This window comes from Sodalis sp. dw_96 (genome assembly GCF_018449575.1).
Taxonomy (GTDB): Bacteria; Pseudomonadota; Gammaproteobacteria; order Enterobacterales; family Enterobacteriaceae; genus Acerihabitans.
In genome coordinates, this window is the sequence record NZ_JAAVUT010000032.1 from 14,335 (window position 1) to 31,938 (window position 17,604).

Here is a 17,604-nt window from a genome sequence, read left to right on the forward strand (position 1 = left end):
GTGTTGACTGCAACTGAAAAGTTATTGGGTATATACTCACGCCCTGATTCAGGGATTTTCTCCGGAGCCTCATGCGGATCATTCATACCTCTGACTGGCATTTGGGTCAGGCGTTTTTCACCAAGACTCGCGCCCATGAACATCAATCCTTCCTGCGCTGGCTGGTGGCGCAGGTTGAACTGCATCAAGTGGACGCGGTGGTGGTGGCCGGCGATATATTCGATACCGGCACGCCTCCCAGCTATGCACGGGAACTTTTCAACCGTTTCGTGGTGGAATTACAGCCCACCGGCTGCGAACTGATCGTTCTGGCGGGAAATCATGATGCCGTGGCGACCCTGAACGAATCCCGCGGGCTGCTGGCCTGCCTGAATACGCGCGTCATTGCAGGCGGCGATGCCGAACAGCCGGTTTTCTCGCTTCATGAGCGTAACGGAAAACCCGGGGCGATTTTGTGCGCCATCCCCTTTTTACGGCCCCGGGATATGCTGGTAAGCCGCGCCGGCGAGTCGGGGGATGATAAACAGCGTTCCCTGATGGACGCCATCGCCGGACATTACCGGGATTTATACCAGCGGGCCGTGGCGTTGCGCGACACCCTGCCGACGCCGGTGCCCATCATCGCCACCGGTCATCTTACCGCGGTGGGCGCCAGCACCAGCGATTCGGTACGGGATATTTATATCGGCAGCCTGGACGCTTTTCCCGCGCATTTATTTCCCCCCGCCGATTACATCGCCCTCGGACATATTCACCGGCCCCAGAGCGTCGGCGGCCAGCCGAATATTCTGTATTGCGGTTCCCCCATCGCCTTGAGCTTTGACGAAACCGGCCAGCCCAAACAGGTCAATATGGTGGATTTCCAGCCGGATCAGACGGCGGTGGTAACGCCGTTAACGGTGCCGGAAGTCCAGCCCTTGCGCCTGATCCGCGGCAATCTGGCGGAAATCGAGACGCAATTGCTCGCCTTTCGCGATTACCGGGGCGAGACGACGGTATGGCTGGATATCGAAGTGACGACTGATGCCTGGCTCAATGATGTCCAGCGGCAGATCCAGCACATTGCCGCCGGCCTGCCGCTGGACATTTTGCTGTTGCGCCGCAATCGCGAACAGCGGCGCCAGACGCTGGAAAAAGAACCCCATGAAACGCTGACCGAACTCAGCGTGGGGGAGGTGTTCGAACGTCGTCTGGCGCAGGCGCAGGTGCGGGATGAAGAGGAACTTGGCCGTATCCGCCTGCTGTATCACCGGGTGGTGACGGATATACGGCACGAACACCCGCCACAGGAAATCCCCCGATGAAAATCCTGACATTGCGGCTGAAAAATATCAATGCGTTGCAAGGGGAGTGGAAAATCGATTTTACCACCGCCCCCTTTGACGGCACCAACCTGTTTGCCATTACCGGCCCCACCGGCGCCGGTAAAACCACCCTGCTGGACGCCATCTGCCTGGCGCTTTATCACCAAACCCCTCGCCTGGGCATCAGCCCCGGACAGGAAGTGATGACTCGCCATACCGCCGAGGCGCTGGCGGAGGTGGAGTTCGAGGTTAAAGGGATCGGCTACCGCGCTTTCTGGAGCCAGCGGCGGGCGAAAAACAGCCCGCAGGGCAATCTGCAGCCGGCGAGAACCGAACTGGCGCTAATAGCCGACGGCCGCATCCTGGCGGATAAAATCCCTGATAAGCTGCGGCTGGTCACCGACATCACCGGGCTGGACTTCGGGCGTTTCACCAAATCCATGCTGCTGGCGCAGGGGGACTTCGCCGCCTTTCTTAATGCCGATGCCAAAAAGCGCGCCGAACTGTTGGAAGAACTCACCGGCACCGACATCTACGGCCGCATCTCCGCCGAGATATTCGAGCGCCATAAAGCGGTTAAAGGCGAACTGGACGGTTTGCAGGCCCGCGCCGCCGCCATTGAACTGCTCACCGAACCACAATTGCAGGCATTAAACGATGAGTTGGCGCGATTACAGGAAGAGGAACAGCGGCTAAACCATCAACAGCGAGCGCTTCAGCAACATTTGGACTGGCTGGCAAGGCACCGGCAACTGACGGAAGCCTTGTCCGTCGCGCTGGAAAAGCAGCGGGCATCGGCGCGGGCCCATGACGAAGCGCAGCCGCAGCTGTCCCGGCTGGCCCGGGGGGAACCCGCCGAGTCCCTGCGCCCGCTGCTGGAAGAACAGCAGCGCAGCCGGCTGGCCCGGCAGCGCCTGGCCGAAGCCATCACCGCGCAACGCGCCGAGCGGCAACGTACCGAGCAGGCTTTGCTGCCCCTGCAGGAAGATCTCGAGCGCGCCATGAAGGGCTGGCGGGATCACCTGCAATACCGGCGAGAGCGTCAGCAGCTGATTGATGAGCGCATTATTCCCTTGGATCAGCATATCTCCGGCCTTGAACAGCAGTCGCGGCAGCAGCAACAGACCACCGAGGGGCTAAGGACACAGAGACAAAAAAGGGAGTTGGCGCTGACGGAGCAACAGACAATGTTTACCCGGGCCGAACAGCAGCTCCGACAAGCCGAGAGTTATCTGACGCAACATCCCGACTTCCGGCAATGGGGCGAACATCTGCCGTTATGGCGCGAACTCTTCGCCCGCCGACAACGGGAACGCCTGCTCGCGGACGAGCTGAGCCGGCAATGTGATGAATGCTTACTGCAGCAGCAAGGCCTGCAGGCCGAACGAAAATCGGCCCTCGCCGAGGCGGAGACATGCCGCCGGCAGGTGGCGACCCTCACCGAACGCTTTAACGTACTGCGCCAGCGGCGCGAGCAGCGGGAGGCTCTCACCCCCTTTACCGCGTTGCAGGACGAGTGGGGTCTGAGCCGGCAGCAGAGCGCTTTGCGCGCCGTGCTCGCGTCATTATTACCCCAACACCGGCGACTCACGCGGGACCTCGCCGCCGCCGCCGAGCGACAAACGGCATTGCAAGAGGAATTCGATGCCCTGGCGCAAACCCGCCAGGTCCGGCAACTGCAGTGGATGGAAAAGTCCCGGCTGCTGGAAGAAGTCAGCGCCCGCTATCAGCTTGAACAACGCATTGTCGCGCTGGAAGACCAAAGGTCACATCTGCAATCCGGACAGCCATGCCCGCTGTGCGGCGCCGTTGAACATCCTTTTGTGGACCATTACCAACTGCCGGAACCTGCGCAAACCGAACTCAAACTTCACGCCCTGCAACAGGAGGTGGCGGCGATAACCGCCGACAGGGTGGCGGCGGATACCCGTAGCGACATGCTGCTCAACCAACGGCATCAGGCCGCTGATGACCAGGCGCGGCGGCAAACGGAATTGGCGGCCATTGATGAACAGTGGTCCCGGGCCGCCTCCGCGCTGGGTATGACGCTCTCCCCCGCCGCCGATGGGAAGGTAGCGGATTGGCTGGCGCAACAGGAGACGCGGGAGCAGGCGCTAGCGGAACAGCTTGAGGCACGGCGTCAGGACGATATCCAGCTGCAAACCGCACGGGACGACGTGAACCAAGCCGACGTGAAACGCACATCGGCGGACGCCCGGCTGGAGCTGAATGCTCAGCTACAGCACACCGCGGCGCAGACATTACAACAGGCAACGTTGCGCCTGACAGAGCAGCACAAGCTTATCCTACAACTGGCGACGGAGACTGCTGCGTCGCTATCCCCCCTCGGACTGACCCTGCCGGAGGGCGACGATGTCGAGGAGTGGCTGGCGGCACGCCAGCAAGAGTGGCAGCTATGGTGCCGGCATCTGCAGCAGGAGCAGGAACTGAAGGTTTCACTTGCTGCGCGGGCCAATGAAATTCGCAACCATCATGACAGCCTGGCGGAACTCGCCCGCCAGGGGGAAGAGGTTGAACAGCAGTCCGAACAAACCCGAACCGCGCTACGGCAGGCGCGGGATGAGCGGAGGCAGTGGGTGGGCGATGCCGCCGTTTCGCAGTTGGGAGACGAACTGCGTCGGCTGGGGGAAGCGGCGGAACAAGCGCGACAGCAGGCGGAGCAACAGCTGCAGCAGGCCCGTGAGCGGTTGCAGCAATTAACCGGCAGTGTCGAGGCGCAACAGCGTCAATTACACGAATTTGACGCGCAGACTCGGCAGGCCGAAGCAGCGCTGCAAAGTGCCCTGGACGACAGCCCGTTCGCCACCGATACCGAACTGCAATCGTCCCTGCTGCCTCCGGCGGAGCGGGATCAATTGCGGGAGATGCGGGAAAAACTGCGGGAGCGGCAGCAACATACCGCGGCCTGGCATGAACAGGCGGAACAGGGGCTGAAAAAAAGCCAGGCGGAGCGCCCCGCCACGCTGGAAGCGGAGGCTCAGGCCGCCGACGTGGAGCAACAGCTGGCCGCCGTCAATACTCTTTTAGGGGAAAAAGCCCGGCAACAGGGTGAAATCCAGCAGCAGCTGTCCAGTCATCAACGCCGTCGGCACGATCAGCAAAACCTGCTGCAGGCCATCGCCGACAGCGAAGCGGCCTATGCGGACTGGAGCTATCTCAATGAGCTCATAGGCTCCAAGGAGGGGGACAAATTCCGCAAGTTTGCCCAGGGACTCACCCTTGAGCATTTGATCCATCTGGCGAACCGGCAGCTGACGCGCCTGCAGGATCGTTACCAGCTGCGGCGTAAATCCGCCACCGAGCTGGAACTGGAGGTGGTGGATACCTGGCAGGCGGAAGCGATACGGGATACACGGACCTTGTCAGGCGGGGAGAGTTTTCTGGTCAGCCTGGCGCTGGCCCTGGCATTGTCGGATTTGGTGAGCCACAAAATCCGCATTGACTCCCTGTTCCTGGATGAGGGGTTCGGCACGTTGGACGCAGAGACGCTGGATATCGCCCTTGATGCCCTGGATACGTTAAATGCCACCGGCAAGATGATCGGCGTGATAAGCCACGTGGAGGCCATGAAAGAGCGGATCCCGGTGCAGATTAAAGTAAAAAAAATAAACGGCATGGGCGTCAGCAGGCTGGAAGCTCGTTTTGCGGTGCGCTAGCCGGCCCCGAGGCCGGCTGCCCCCGTCAGAAAGCATATCGATGGGCGGTTTTGGCGCCCCACAGGCCGCAGTAAGCGCCGACCACCGCGCCTATCAGTAACGCGATAAACGACCATACCGCGGATTTGGCGATGGTTTTCGCGGCGGCATCGGCTTGCTGCGTGGCCTGCTCTTTCCATTGCTGCATCTCCGCCCTGGAGCGATCGATATCCTGCTCCAGACCCTCTAAACGCTCCTTCACCTCGGCGGTTGCCTGCTGTTTGTACCGGATCACGCTGTCGGTGGCCTGATTGACTTCATCGGGGGACATCGAGGTACGACGGGCCAAAGCCTGATGGACATCGTCCCGATTGATATCGTCGGGAATGCCGTTCGCGCGCTGTTTGAGCCTATGTGACAATTGATCCATCTCACTGTTAAAGCTGTCCGGGCTTTTCCTGATGGCATTGATGGTGGCTTGCACATCATCCTCGGATGCCGACAGTTGCTGCGACAAATAGTCCGGCTTTAACGCCTCGATATTGCTGTTTTGCAAGGCATTCAATACATTTTTCGGTGTCTGATCCGGCGGTAGGCCGGTATCCAAGCCCATTTGTTTCATGGTGTCGTCCAACAGCCCCTGCATATTATCCTTATTGTCCGACAGGGACGAAACCATGCCGGACGCCGCGTGGCCGGTGGCCGAGGCAAGTGAACCGATAAGGCTGCCGGCGGCCCGCAATGCTCCGCCTATAATCATACTACTAATGATAATGGCGATAATTAACGATGTCGCCCATACCAGAAAGCCATGACTTATTCCCGCCGCCCCGGCCAGGCGTCCTGCGACATAACCGCCACAGGCAAGGCTCACCAGTATTGAAACAAATGACCAGACCGTTAACACGGTGCCGACCCCCTGCACCGGCTGCTCGGAATAGGGTTCCACCATGCTGAATCCTAATGCCGTTCCCAATATTGACAACAGAACAGACATTGCCAACACGGTAATAACTCCGCTGATAATAGCTCCCCAGGATGTGATTCTTGGTGTTGCGGTGACAGTATGCGTTTCCATAGACCTTCTCCTAGATATTCTTCCTTGTAGCAACAGGCTACGCAATTAAGTTAGTTTATGTTGGCGTGAATTCAAGAATACCCAATCCGTATAAATAATATTATTTAGATAATTCAAATATTATATTCACCTCAATTCGACGGGGGGGTTCTCTATTTAATACCCCATAAATATCGCATTACCGACGGGCGCCATCGCTAAAACCGGAAAAATCTTTACCGATTTTGCCGGTCTTATGCGCTATCATGCGCCCTGCGTTTGAACAACCCGCGCTGACGGGCGCGCCAGGTCAGGGATATAAAAAATATGTTTTGGTTCAAGAATCTTATGATTTACCGCTTGACCCGCAGTCTTGAGCTGTCGGCGGAAGAAATGGAAAAACAGCTGGCAGGTTCGGCGTTTTCTCCCTGCGGCAGCCAGGATATGGCGAAATCCGGCTGGGTTTCCCCGCTGGGTGACAAAAGCGATGCCCTGACCCACTCGGTCAACGGGCATATCCTGCTTTGCGTGCGCAAAGAGGAGAAAATCCTGCCTTCGTCGGTGGTAAAACAGGAGCTGCAGGGCAAGATAGAAAAGCTGGAGGCGGACCAAAGCCGTAAGCTGCGTAAAACCGAAAAGGACACCTTGAAAGAGGAGGTATTGTTCAACTTGATGCCTCGCGCCTTCAGCCGTTTCAGCCAGACATTTCTTTGGATTGATACGGAAAAAGACTGGGTGATTGTCGATGCCGCCAGCGCCAAAAAAGCGGAAGACACCCTGGCATTATTGCGCAAATCCATCGGGTCGCTGCCGGTGGTGCCCCTCACCCTGGAAAACCCTATTGAGCTGACCCTGACGCAGTGGGTTCGCGGTAAAGAGCCGCCGGCGGATTTCGCCATACAGGACGAGGCCGAACTGAAGGCTCTGCTGGAAGACGGCGGTATCATCCGCTGTAAAAAACAGGACCTCGCCAGCGACGAAATCGCCGCGCATATCGAAGCGGGTAAGGTAGTGACAAAACTGGCGCTTGATTGGCTGGAGCGGGTTCAGTTTGTCCTGGCGGACGACGCCACCTTGAAAAGGCTTAAATTCTCCGAGCCGCTGCGTGAGCAAAATGACGATATAGACCGGGAAGATTTCGCACAGCGTTTTGATGCGGATTTTATTTTAATGACCGGAGAACTGTCCGAGCTTATCAGCCAATTGACAACGGCGCTGGGCGGCGAGGCTCAGCGTTAGGTCAAGCGGTAGGGAGTGCCGCCGGGCGGCCCTCCCTTTCGGGTGATGTATTCCGGCTATTTACTCAGGTATTTGCACAGATAGGCGCTGGCTTCAGCCACCTGCAGGAAAAACTCACTCTTCGCGGGGATAAAAAACATCTCGCCGGGCATAAACACCTGCCAGTCGTGCGCTCCGGGGATCAACACTTTCAACGCACCGTTGATAACGGTCATTTCCTCCGGCTTGCCGGTGGTGAATGTGTATTCGCCTGCCTCCATAACACCGACACTGGCGCGACCAATGCTGGCGGAGTCAAAACCAATGGACTTCACTTTCCCGGCAAAATACTCATTTACATTCAGCATGGATCATTTCCTGTATCGATCATAATTTAAGTTATTCATAGTAAAAGGTGAAATATTGATTTGTCACGTCTTAATGCTGAAAAATGACGGTAAGCCGGCAGAAAAATCATCTATGCCGCCAACTCGGGTCGCCCATGTTTTCCGCCAGTGCCCGGGTCACATATTTAAGCCGGTCTAACAGTTGATACGGGAACTCATTGCTGTCGCTTAAACTTGGAAAAGTCAGGCAGAGACCGACGCTTTCATTGCGCAGGGGATGGGTTAGCGACGTCGCCAGCGCGCTCTGATTGGGCCGGGTTTCATTGCGGGCATAAGACCATCCCTGGCGACGAACCACCGTGAGACGTTCTAATAAACCGGTTAACCCATGTTGTGAAAAAGAGGTACGGGACGCCGCGCCAGGTACCAATCGATCGATGACGTCACGCTCGGAATAGCCGGCCAGCAGAACGCGTCCGACGGCGGTATGCGCCGCCGGTAACCGCTGCCCGTCGGCATAGGATACCGGCCGGTGGGGGCAGCCGTTAAATATTGATACGATGCGGACGTAACCTTTATCCAGCAGGCAAATCATACCGCCGCAGCCCTGCTCGGTAGCTAGGGTCGCCATGGCGGGCGCCGCCGCATCCGTTAATTGTTTTGCACGATGATGGCTGCCCACCGCCAGCAGCAAATCACCCACGGAATAGAGTCGATTCGCCGGATTACGAACCAATAAACCCTGATCTTCCATGGCCACCAATAATCGTGACAGTGTGCTTTTCGGCAACGGCAGCCTACTGGCCACGTCGCTGAAAGATAATCCCTGGCGTGCTAACACTGAACTTTCATGGGTAAACAGTTTTAATACCGCTGATGCATTTTCTAAGGTCGACATGATTATTTTTCATTTTCGTTTATTTTACAGGCAGGTTGAATAATCATTAAATTGTCCGCTGCTTCTCGTCAAGACAATATTTTTTCACACCCTAAACCCGCAGTTAAAGATAGCGTGCGAAAACCATTAAGGGCGATAAAAACGACCTTATTCACGCCAAGTTGCGGTTATAACCGGAGAGGCAACTTGAATACAGTGAATTACTCGGTGCTGATAAATAGGGAGGAATTATTCAATTTACTGATAGCGGCGGCGTTTTATTCAGCAAAAGTAATACAAATACAAACTTATTAAAAATGAGCTAAACACTTATTTACCGAAGGTTCAGGTAAAATAACCTGAACCTTCGGTATTTGATAGCGTACAGCCCTGCCCGCTAGCTCGCTATCAGGATTTATCTTCATCCTCATACCGGTTTTTGGCGTCCAGCGCTTCCTGCTCGGAATCATGCTCGCTGATCAGCGTATTAGGCCGCGGATGATCCGCCCGTAATTCATAGACTTCTTTGGATTTTCCAGGCAATCCCTTTTCTTTCTTTACAATCTGCGCTTCACGCGGATACGGGGGTTTACTCGCCATAATCACTCCCTTATTTATGATTTGGTCGGGTAAATAAGTATAGGCTAGTCTTGAAAGTTTCGCTGGCGCGGGCAAATCCGGTAACCGGGGTCCAGCCGGCAATATTCCGCGCCGGACAAGTTGTTAGCCGGCGGCGCAAGGGCAAAGCCGCTGCATGATGGCTGAAACCACATCCGGCGGCGGCAGACTGGCGTCCAGCACATAATGGGCCGCATCCTGATACAATGCCTCGCGCGCCAGCAATATTTCCGTTATCTCCTCGGCGATGGGCCGGCCGGTCAGGCTGGGACGCTGATCCTCTTCCGGCACTGCCTCCAGGCGCTGGGCCAGAACATCCGCCGGGGCATACAGATAAAACACGGTACCGACGGCCCGCATGAACCGCCGGTTAGTTTCCGATAAGACGATTCCCCCGCCGGTGGCGATGACCTGACTGCCGCCGGCGTTTGCCGACTCATGCAATATGTCGCTTTCGCGAGTCCTGAATCCCGCCCAGCCCTCTTGTTCCACTATTTGTGCCACGCTCAGACCGGTGGACTGCAGCAATATCAGGTCAGTATCGGTAAACTGAAACCCCAGCGCCCGCGCCAACTCCCGGCCAACGGTGGTTTTGCCGCATCCCCTAGCACCAATCATAAAAATGGGCTGTGTAATCAACTGCATATCCTTTTTCACTGAAAGCTGTGATCGAACGGTCAGTTCCGTTCGACCCGTAAAAACCGACGGCAATACTGGCAGCAACGGTCGGTTAAGTCCAGCGGAGCATTTCCCGCCGACATTCCGCAGTCGAGCCTTGCCGGCACCGGCCGAGACCGACAGCATACCGAATGGTTCTTGCCGGCGATGTGGGTCCAAGAACCAAGAAACATTAAATAACATACTTTTTGTGGGGTTGTCCTGTGCGGCGATAAAAAATGTCCGCCGGAAAGACATCCGGCACAGCGGAGAGGGGACAAAAGCGCGGGGTCGGGACGAATGTGGGGGGTAAACAATGCCGGCGGACCGGTTATACCCGGTGCGCTGGCGGCATGGCACGCTAGTACGGCTTATTCAGCGGCGCTACCTGGCGGAGCAGCCGGCGCAACGGACCGAACGGCATTTTTACGGTGCTCTATAACATTACATGTTATAAACCGCTCTATAACTCTCTATGGGGCCATGGGGTACGACATGGCCCGGCGAATAACGTTGGAAATCAGCTTTTTGGCTCGACAACCTCATCGACTATTTTACGAGCCTCGTCCATGGTCAGCGGTTCGGCCATCTTGATGAGAAGGGTCCCGGTAGCGCGCATGCGACCAGTCCCCACCACCGCCACCAGTTTATTCTTCAGACCGAATAACGCCACAAACTTGTCTTTGTCCGGCGAGCCGATAATCTCGATATCATCCCATTTCTCCGCGTGACCCAGGTATTCATAGCGCACGCCATAATGCTGAGTCCAGAAAAAGGGCACTGAATCATATTTCTCATCCAGACCCGCCATGACGCCGGCGGCGACCCGGCCATGCTGCTGCGCCACGCGCCAGTGCTCGATGCGGGTGGGCTGACCGTTAAGGGGGAATGTGGCGATGTCGCCGATGGCGAAAATATCGTGCCCCGCCGCCATGGATTGATCCACGGTCAGGCTGCCGTCTTTATTGAGCGGCAAATCATGGATAAAATCCGTGGCGGGCTTAACCCCGGTGGCCAGCAATACCACTTCTGCATCAATACGTCGGCCATCTTTCAACACCACCGCCGACACATGCCGCTTGCCGTCGAAAGACGCCGGCTCCCCTTCAATGAATTTCACGCCTTTTTCCTCATGGCGCCGGCGGAAAAAGCTTGCCAGATCCTTGCCGAACTGTTTTTCAAACGGCAGGTCATGTTTGGCGATAACCGTAATATCGATATCCTGTTTACGAAAAGCCGCCGCCACCTCCATGCCGATAAAGTTATTGCCGATAATCACCAGCCGCTGCTTTTGCTCAACCACGGCGATGATGGCGGCCGCCTGCTCCCAACTGCGCAAGACCTCGATACCCAACAGCGCCTTACCCGGCAGATCCGGCCGCTGCGGAACACCGCCGGTAGCCAGCAAAAGATGCTGGTAGGGAACAACGGTACCGTCATCCAGCCGCAGCTGATGTTTTTTCACCTCGAGTTCTTCCACGTTGCCGGTGATACGTTCGACCTTTTGCTTTTTATAAAAATCTTCGTCAAGCAAAGAGGGCACCTCATCAATAGACATATCCCCCTGAGGCACGAATTTAGACAGTACGGTACGGTCATAAGGCGCCTGTTTTTCGCGTTCGATCACGGTTAACCGGCCGGTATACCCCTTCTCGCGCAACGCTTTGATTGCGGCGCTGCCGCCGGCCCCTGAACCCAAGACCACGATCGCCTGCTGGTCGTCAAGCTCGTCAAGGGGTGCGGCTCCGGGCAACGCCTTGGGATTCAGCCAGATTTCACCCTTCTCCACCTTCACCGGATAACGTTTCAAGGCGCGCAGGGAAGGTGGTTCGCACAGCGCCCCCTCTTCAATGGTAAATACGGATTTATGCCAGGGACATATCAGCTTCCCTTCACAGAGCGCGCCTTTTTCCAGCGGCGCTCCGGAATGGGGACAGGTGGCTTCAAGGGCAAAAACCTCATTGCCCTTCCTGATGAGCAGAATATCTGTTTCGTCCATGCTGACTTTTTTCGATTCCAGCTCCGGCAAAGCGGATAACGACATCACTTTTTGATAGGCCACGATATGCTCCTTCTATTTTATAAAATCATTTTTATAAAACCGTACTCTTTAGAGGACTATCGTTAAGCCTAGCAGCTAATTCATGGGTGGAAAGTCGGGGGATACGGGACGCCGGGACGATGTATTAACGCTATTGAAGGATGAGGGTGTCCATCGCGGGGTATTGACGTTGTTGAAGGATGACGTTGTTCATCGCAGGGCATTGACGTTATTGAAGGATGAGTTTACCCAACGCAGGGCGTTGACGGTCGTAAGGAGTATCAGCCCGCGAAAAGCGGGCTGTTAAAAAGAATTTTTTTGGAGGCGGTTATTTACTCATTGCCTGCCGCAGCGCCAAACGGCCTTTTTCGCCGGGGCGACGCAGCGTTAACGAGACGACCAGGGAAATAATCGATAACACCATAATCAAATGAAAGGTCACCATAAAACCACCCAACAACGAGGCGACAATGGAACCGATAATACTGCCGACGCCGAAGCCGAGATAAATCACACCGTAGTTCTTGGTCAGATTGTTCAGTCCGAAGTAATCACTCACCAGGGAAGGATAGACCGTGATGGTGCCGCCAAAACTAAAGGCGACGCAGGCCAGGGAGATAAAAAATGATGTTTGTCCGAGAGGGGCGAAAGTTAACGCCGCCATCCCCGCCAACGACACCACCTGTGCCAGAGTGATAACCCGTATCCGCGGCATTCTGTCGGAAAGAACGCCCAAGACCAGACGCCCGCCGAGATTGGCTATGGCGATAATGGTTACCGCATTGGCAGCCGACATGGCCGATAAGTGAACCAGACTTTCACCAATGTCTTTCGCCACGCCGATAACATAAAGACCGCTCATGCAGGCAGTTAAAAACATCAGGGCCAGCAGCCAATATTGCGGCACCTTAACGGATTGCCCCAGGGTCAGATCGTGGGCAGCCAGCACTTTCTGGGTTTCCTGCCGGGGTGCGTCTTTCATCACCAATCCGCCGGCGATGACCATCAGCATGGCAATCAGTCCCCACAGTTCGAAAGTCACTTCCAGGCTGTATCGTGCAAGCAGCTGGCTGTTGATATATTTGAAACCCAGGCTACCCAGGCCGTAAGCGCCGATAGCGCAGGCGGAAATTACCCCCTTGCGTTCAGGGAACCACTTGACGCAATTGGATAAGGTCATCAAATAGCCGATGCCGTCGGCCAATCCCACCAGGATACCGGCGCATAACCACAGCATCACCAGATTAGTGGCGTAGGCGGTCAGGCAAAACCCCACCGCCAGCAAGACCCCCGCGCCGATGGTCACGTTCCGCACACCGAAACGGTCCTGAAATTTACCCGCCACCGATGAAGCCACCGCCAGCGCCAAGCTCAGCAAGCCGAAAGCAAAAGCCACCTGGCTGACGGGCTGGTGCAGTTTATCCGCCAGCGGACTGTTAAACAGGCTCCAGGTATAAACCGATCCCAGGGCAAACTGAGTCACAATGGTGCCGCATAGGGTCAGCCACCGAATATAATTGGATTGTTGAGTCATCATGTTCTGCCTCGTAGTAACCATTATTCTGAAATTGTTGCCCTGGACCGGGCTTAATGGCACCACTATAGAAGAATGTCAGGCAGGACAGATCGAATCGGGAATGAGATACATCGAACAGGGAATGAAATGCATTTGAACCGGTATGAATGACTTAATTATCCATACGCTTGGAGTAATACAGAAAATTGTCACGGCGGAATGATTGGAAGGATTAAACAATTATTAATGATCGCTGTCAAGAACGATCATTAAATTAACATTTTTAACACCCATGCAGCCCGGACCGTCCAGATAAGTCGAAAAAGCGGTAGCGCCCTTAAATTTTATTTATTTTCGTCGCCATAATATGTCGTCCCGATACGGATGATATCCCGTCCTAAAGATGTGCGGTGCCGGTTACTGTCACGCAGGGAGTAGATGCAGCCGCAATATTCCTGCTGATAGAAATGTTCCCGTTTACTGATCTCAATCATGCGCGATGAGCCGCCCTGCTTGCGCCAGTTATAATCCCAATAATGGATGCCGGGATAGTGGCCGGCGGCGCGTTTGCCGCAATCATTTATTTGCTGCATGTTTTTCCATCGGGAAATCCCCAATGAACTGGAGATAACGCTGAATCCCTGTTCAAAGGCGTAAAGAGCGGTGCGTTCAAAACGCATATCGAAACACATCGTGCAGCGGATCCCGCGCTCCGGTTCATGCTCCATGCCTTTGGCCCGGGCGAACCAGTTATTGCTGTCATAGTCCGCATCCACAAAGGGCACCCGGTGTTTTTGCGCAAAACGAATATTCTCCTCTTTGCGGATTTGATATTCCCGCTGGGGATGAATATTCGGATTATAAAAGAAGATAGTGTAATCAATTCCCGATGCGCTGAGCGCCTCCATCACTTCACCGGAACAGGGCGCACAGCAGGAATGCAACAGCAGCTTATGGGCCTGGTTGGGGAGTTGGAGCATCGGACGGCTGGATTCGGCCATGGGCGATTTCTCTCAGGCAGAGCGGATAACAGATGGGGAGAAATATAGCACAACGCCAAGGACACGGGTTGACGTCGAAACCGGCGTTTAAGAAAGGTTCAGGCACCGAGGGAAGCAAATACACCCGGCCCCCTTGCCGCAGATACCGACCGGCATAATTGGCCCGCTATCACCGCGGCCTGGACCAGGCGTGTTAAAGGGAAAGCGTGCCAATGAGGTCGAATCGGGCGTGGTTTTTGCGCCCGACCGAGTGCCTCATGGCACGGTAAGCCCGCTATCACCGCGGCGTGAACCGAGCATGTTAAAGGGACTGCCCAGAAAAGGCCGGACCCGCTGCCAGCCATTTTCAGGCCAGGCGAATCAACTCATAAGGAACATAAAGTTCCGTGGTATTTTGCAGCTCCACACACTTTGCCCGCTCGGCCTCCGCCGGGGATAAGCCCTTCGCGTGCACGGCCTTGGCAATGGATGTCTCACCGGTAGCGGCAATCATGACTTTCTGACCAGGGATGATTGCATTCCGATTCCTGTCATAAACGTGAATCATACACTCCTCCAATTTTTATCACGAAACTAATACCCAGCATAGGACTGCGGTTTGCGGCATATTTTGAGTTATATCATGAAAAACAGCGGTTAATAGTCAGTGACCACTTGCCAACTAGCAGCAAACCCGCTTGGCGCCTCCTTTACTCGCCGACAGAGGTAAAATATGTTAGCTGGTAACATAATTCTGCAAACCTTTACGCTCACCGCCTTTATGATTAGTGATAAACAGACTAAATTTAAAGGTAATGCAGCCTTCTGCGAACCTGAACATGTCAAAAGGTCAAAAGCCATGCAATCTGAAGAGCAACGTCTTATTGAAGGGCTGTTTCAACGCCTGAAACAGGCGGAACAGCAATCCGGCGCCCGTGATGCCGACGCGGATCGGCAGATCCAGGAATTTATCCGCCAGCAGCCGGCGGCACCCTATTATATGGCGCAGTCTATTTTGATTCAGGAAGCTGCGCTCAAACGCCTGCATCAGCGGGTACAACAGCTTGAAAACGAAATGACCGAGCTGAAAAACGCACCGCCCGCTCCCAGCGGCGGTTTTCTCAGCAATCTGTTCGGCGGCGGTTCCCGTGCCGCCCAACCACAGCAACCGTCGCAACCGTCCAATGCCTGGGGCAATTCACCACAGCAAACGCCGCCCCCTGGCTATAACGGCTATGCACAAACCCCGCCCCCCGGTTATAACGGCTATGCCCAAACGCCGCCTCCCGGCTATGGCCAGCAGCCGGTTCCTCCCCGGGGCGGCGGTTTTATGGCCGGCGCGCTGCAAACCGCGGCCGGGGTTGCCGGCGGCGTGGTGTTGGGGAATATGCTCACCGGCATGTTCCATAACAGCCGGCCGGAGGAGATAGTTAATGTTATCGACCAGCCCATGGATACCGCCGCCACGGATCCCCTGACCAATCAGGATTTCCAAAGCAACAACCTCGACACCTTTAATGATGTCTCGGACAGCCATTTCCTGGAGGGGAACAATAACTATCTGGGTGGCGATAATGCCGGCAGCGATACCGATTACAACAAAACTGGCAATGGGTTCGGCTCCGATAACGGTTTTGGTGCCGATAACAACGGTTTTGGTTCAGACAATGGTTTCGGCTCCGATAACGGTTTCGGCACGGATGACAGCTTCGGCGCCGACGATGACTTCAACGACGATGATAATTTTGTCTGATAGCGGTTCCGCGTAAAAAAATCGCCAACGACAGGTCGCTGGCGATAACGGACCCCCGGTACTGAACCCGCACCGCCAATGCCGGACGCTGGCTGATAGCGGCGCGGTTCGTTAAGCCGGGGCTTTATTTTATCCAGCCAGTGCGTTTCTTTCGCTATTCGTTCTCACATTCTCCCAGACTGATACTCATTGCTTATGACGTTTCTTGGGATAATTTCAATTCCCACCATGAATACTCTCTCTCCATGTAAATTTTGCTAGAAAATGAAAAACTATTAACTTACAATAAGTTTTACATTTTAGCTTTTACCAGTAGCATTCATAAACATTTTGAAAGCAAAAACCATATTTAACCGATATTTTTTATTCTAACGAAGCGGAGTATTCCTACCAGTCATAAAAAATGAAACTCGCCATAGGTTAATTTTATGAGAACGGCACTGGATACAGATATAAGAAAATCAGTATTATTACATATCAACTCTCAGCACCCGAATCATCCATTAATAGCCGGGAATATTAATTTTTCATAAACCATTAAATCAAACTAATTCATATCATATCCGTTATAGGGGTTGATAATTATGTGTAAAAAAAATCAAGTGGCTTCTTCGTCTTTACGTCCCTTATCTTTATACATTAATAAAACAATACCTTCCAGAATTAAAATAATAAACAAATTTAATATCATTGCCTCGGCCATAACGCTAGGTTTATATGCCACATCTGACAATGCGTCAGCGGCTTGCGCGCCCGCGCCGGCGGATGGAGTCACCACTATATGCGATACCTCGTCGGTGCAAACCAACACCCTCGGCATCGGGCCTGGGTTGAATAATGTGACCATTAACGTCGAGCCTAACGCGCGAATCGATACCGGCGAGTCAAGCGCCATTAGCCTTGACTCAAATTCCTCCATCACACTGCAGGAAAATGCCGTGGTGCAAAATGCATCTCATGCCCCGGAATATGCCGGCTTTTGGGGGCGTGGCGAGAATACAATTGAATTCAATGACAATACCACCTTAACGGTGGAGTCTGGGGCGCTGATACAGGCGCAAGGTGATGAATATAGGTTCAATAATGGTGCTGTGCATATCATCGGAGCAGGCAATACCCTTATCAATCACGGTATGATTCTAAGCGCTGGCGGTCCGACAATTCGGTTTGAAAATAACGTTGGCGACAATACTATAGACAACTATGGAACTATCGCCATGAGAGCTGTTTTTAAGATAGTTATCGACAGCGCTCTTACTGATGGAGATGTTTTTTTAACCAATCGTACCGGCGGTCGAATTATGGGCGAAATCATTTTGGGTGCCGGAAATGATAATATCACGCTTGAACCCGGTTCGGTTATAGATGGTGACGACATCGACGGCGGTGGCGGCATGAATTCCCTAATCCTTGAAAGCTCCGTTGATCCTTCGTCAACGGCTGATATCCTGCCAAGTAATATTTCCAATTTTCAGACGCTGATCAAAAACGGTGCCGGTGAGTGGCTGCTCTCAGGCCAGCTCGCCCCCACTATCGCCAACGTGACCGTTAATGACGGCACCCTGGCCCTGGCGGGAAAA

Annotated in this window: 14 protein-coding genes and 1 pseudogene; 6 read left to right on the forward strand and 9 right to left on the reverse strand. The window is 54.5% G+C overall.

Going from position 1 to position 17,604, the window contains the following annotated elements:
• Positions 1 to 71 precede the first annotated feature (71 nt).
• A complete protein-coding gene (gene sbcD / locus HB631_RS25630; protein WP_213994014.1) occupies positions 72 to 1,304 on the forward strand; it encodes an exonuclease subunit SbcD in 1,233 nt (410 codons plus the stop codon).
• The gene (locus HB631_RS25635) at positions 1,301 to 4,981 is read left to right on the forward strand and encodes an AAA family ATPase (RefSeq protein ID WP_213994015.1); all 3,681 of its coding nucleotides are present in this window, start codon (positions 1,301 to 1,303) and stop codon (positions 4,979 to 4,981) included. Before sbcD ends, HB631_RS25635 begins: the two co-directional genes overlap by 4 nt.
• A 25-nt stretch (positions 4,982 to 5,006) precedes the next feature.
• On the opposite strand, the gene HB631_RS25640 is transcribed toward HB631_RS25635, so the two are convergent.
• Complete coding sequence (locus HB631_RS25640; protein ID WP_213994016.1) at positions 5,007 to 6,038, reverse strand: CAP-Gly protein; 1,032 nt, start codon at positions 6,036 to 6,038, stop codon at positions 5,007 to 5,009.
• A 306-nt stretch (positions 6,039 to 6,344) separates the two neighbouring features.
• Between HB631_RS25640 and rdgC the strand changes: the two genes are divergently transcribed.
• Positions 6,345 to 7,256 (forward strand): recombination-associated protein RdgC, encoded by a 912-nt coding sequence (gene rdgC / locus HB631_RS25645; protein WP_213994017.1) that lies wholly within the window; start codon positions 6,345 to 6,347, stop codon positions 7,254 to 7,256.
• 56 nt (positions 7,257 to 7,312) lie between these two features.
• Here the strand turns inward: rdgC and ppnP are convergent, their stop codons facing one another.
• The 5 genes from ppnP to HB631_RS25670 form a co-directional block, all read right to left on the reverse strand.
• Entirely contained in the window at positions 7,313 to 7,603 is a 291-nt protein-coding gene (gene ppnP / locus HB631_RS25650; RefSeq protein WP_213994018.1) for a pyrimidine/purine nucleoside phosphorylase, read from the reverse strand.
• Positions 7,604 to 7,709: 106 nt separating this feature from the next.
• The gene (locus HB631_RS25655; RefSeq protein WP_213994019.1) at positions 7,710 to 8,480 is read right to left on the reverse strand and encodes a helix-turn-helix domain-containing protein; all 771 of its coding nucleotides are present in this window, start codon (positions 8,478 to 8,480) and stop codon (positions 7,710 to 7,712) included.
• Positions 8,481 to 8,867: 387 nt separating this feature from the next.
• On the reverse strand, positions 8,868 to 9,059 hold the full coding sequence (locus HB631_RS25660) for a YaiA family protein (RefSeq protein WP_213994020.1): 192 nt from the start codon (positions 9,057 to 9,059) through the stop codon (positions 8,868 to 8,870).
• A gap of 123 nt (positions 9,060 to 9,182) precedes the next feature.
• Positions 9,183 to 9,713, reverse strand: a complete 531-nt coding sequence (gene aroL / locus HB631_RS25665; protein WP_213994027.1) for a shikimate kinase AroL — start codon at positions 9,711 to 9,713, stop codon at positions 9,183 to 9,185.
• A gap of 541 nt (positions 9,714 to 10,254) precedes the next feature.
• Positions 10,255 to 11,796 carry an FAD-dependent oxidoreductase gene (locus HB631_RS25670; protein ID WP_213994021.1) on the reverse strand — a complete coding sequence of 514 codons (1,542 nt, stop codon included), beginning with the start codon at positions 11,794 to 11,796 and terminating at the stop codon, positions 10,255 to 10,257.
• Between the two features lie 82 nt (positions 11,797 to 11,878).
• On the opposite strand from HB631_RS25670, the gene HB631_RS25675 reads away from it, so the two are divergent.
• Positions 11,879 to 12,082 carry a hypothetical protein gene (locus HB631_RS25675; protein ID WP_213994022.1) on the forward strand — a complete coding sequence of 68 codons (204 nt, stop codon included), beginning with the start codon at positions 11,879 to 11,881 and terminating at the stop codon, positions 12,080 to 12,082.
• A 21-nt stretch (positions 12,083 to 12,103) separates the two neighbouring features.
• Here HB631_RS25675 and HB631_RS25680 read toward each other — a convergent pair whose 3' ends face one another.
• From HB631_RS25680 to ydfZ, 3 genes are all read right to left on the reverse strand, one after another.
• Positions 12,104 to 13,312, reverse strand: coding sequence for an MFS transporter (locus HB631_RS25680; RefSeq protein WP_213994023.1), 1,209 nt, complete (start codon positions 13,310 to 13,312; stop codon positions 12,104 to 12,106).
• Positions 13,313 to 13,635: 323 nt separating this feature from the next.
• Positions 13,636 to 14,292: an epoxyqueuosine reductase QueH gene (locus HB631_RS25685; protein WP_213994024.1), complete on the reverse strand. Its 657-nt coding sequence runs from the start codon at positions 14,290 to 14,292 to the stop codon at positions 13,636 to 13,638.
• A gap of 346 nt (positions 14,293 to 14,638) precedes the next feature.
• On the reverse strand, positions 14,639 to 14,839 hold the full coding sequence (gene ydfZ, locus HB631_RS25690; RefSeq protein WP_213994025.1) for a putative selenium delivery protein YdfZ: 201 nt from the start codon (positions 14,837 to 14,839) through the stop codon (positions 14,639 to 14,641).
• Between the two features lie 291 nt (positions 14,840 to 15,130).
• On the opposite strand from ydfZ, the gene HB631_RS25695 reads away from it, so the two are divergent.
• Complete coding sequence (locus HB631_RS25695) at positions 15,131 to 16,024, forward strand: DUF2076 domain-containing protein (protein ID WP_213994026.1); 894 nt, start codon at positions 15,131 to 15,133, stop codon at positions 16,022 to 16,024.
• 584 nt (positions 16,025 to 16,608) lie between these two features.
• Positions 16,609 to 17,604: pseudogene (locus HB631_RS25700) on the forward strand (hypothetical protein); the annotation flags it as partial.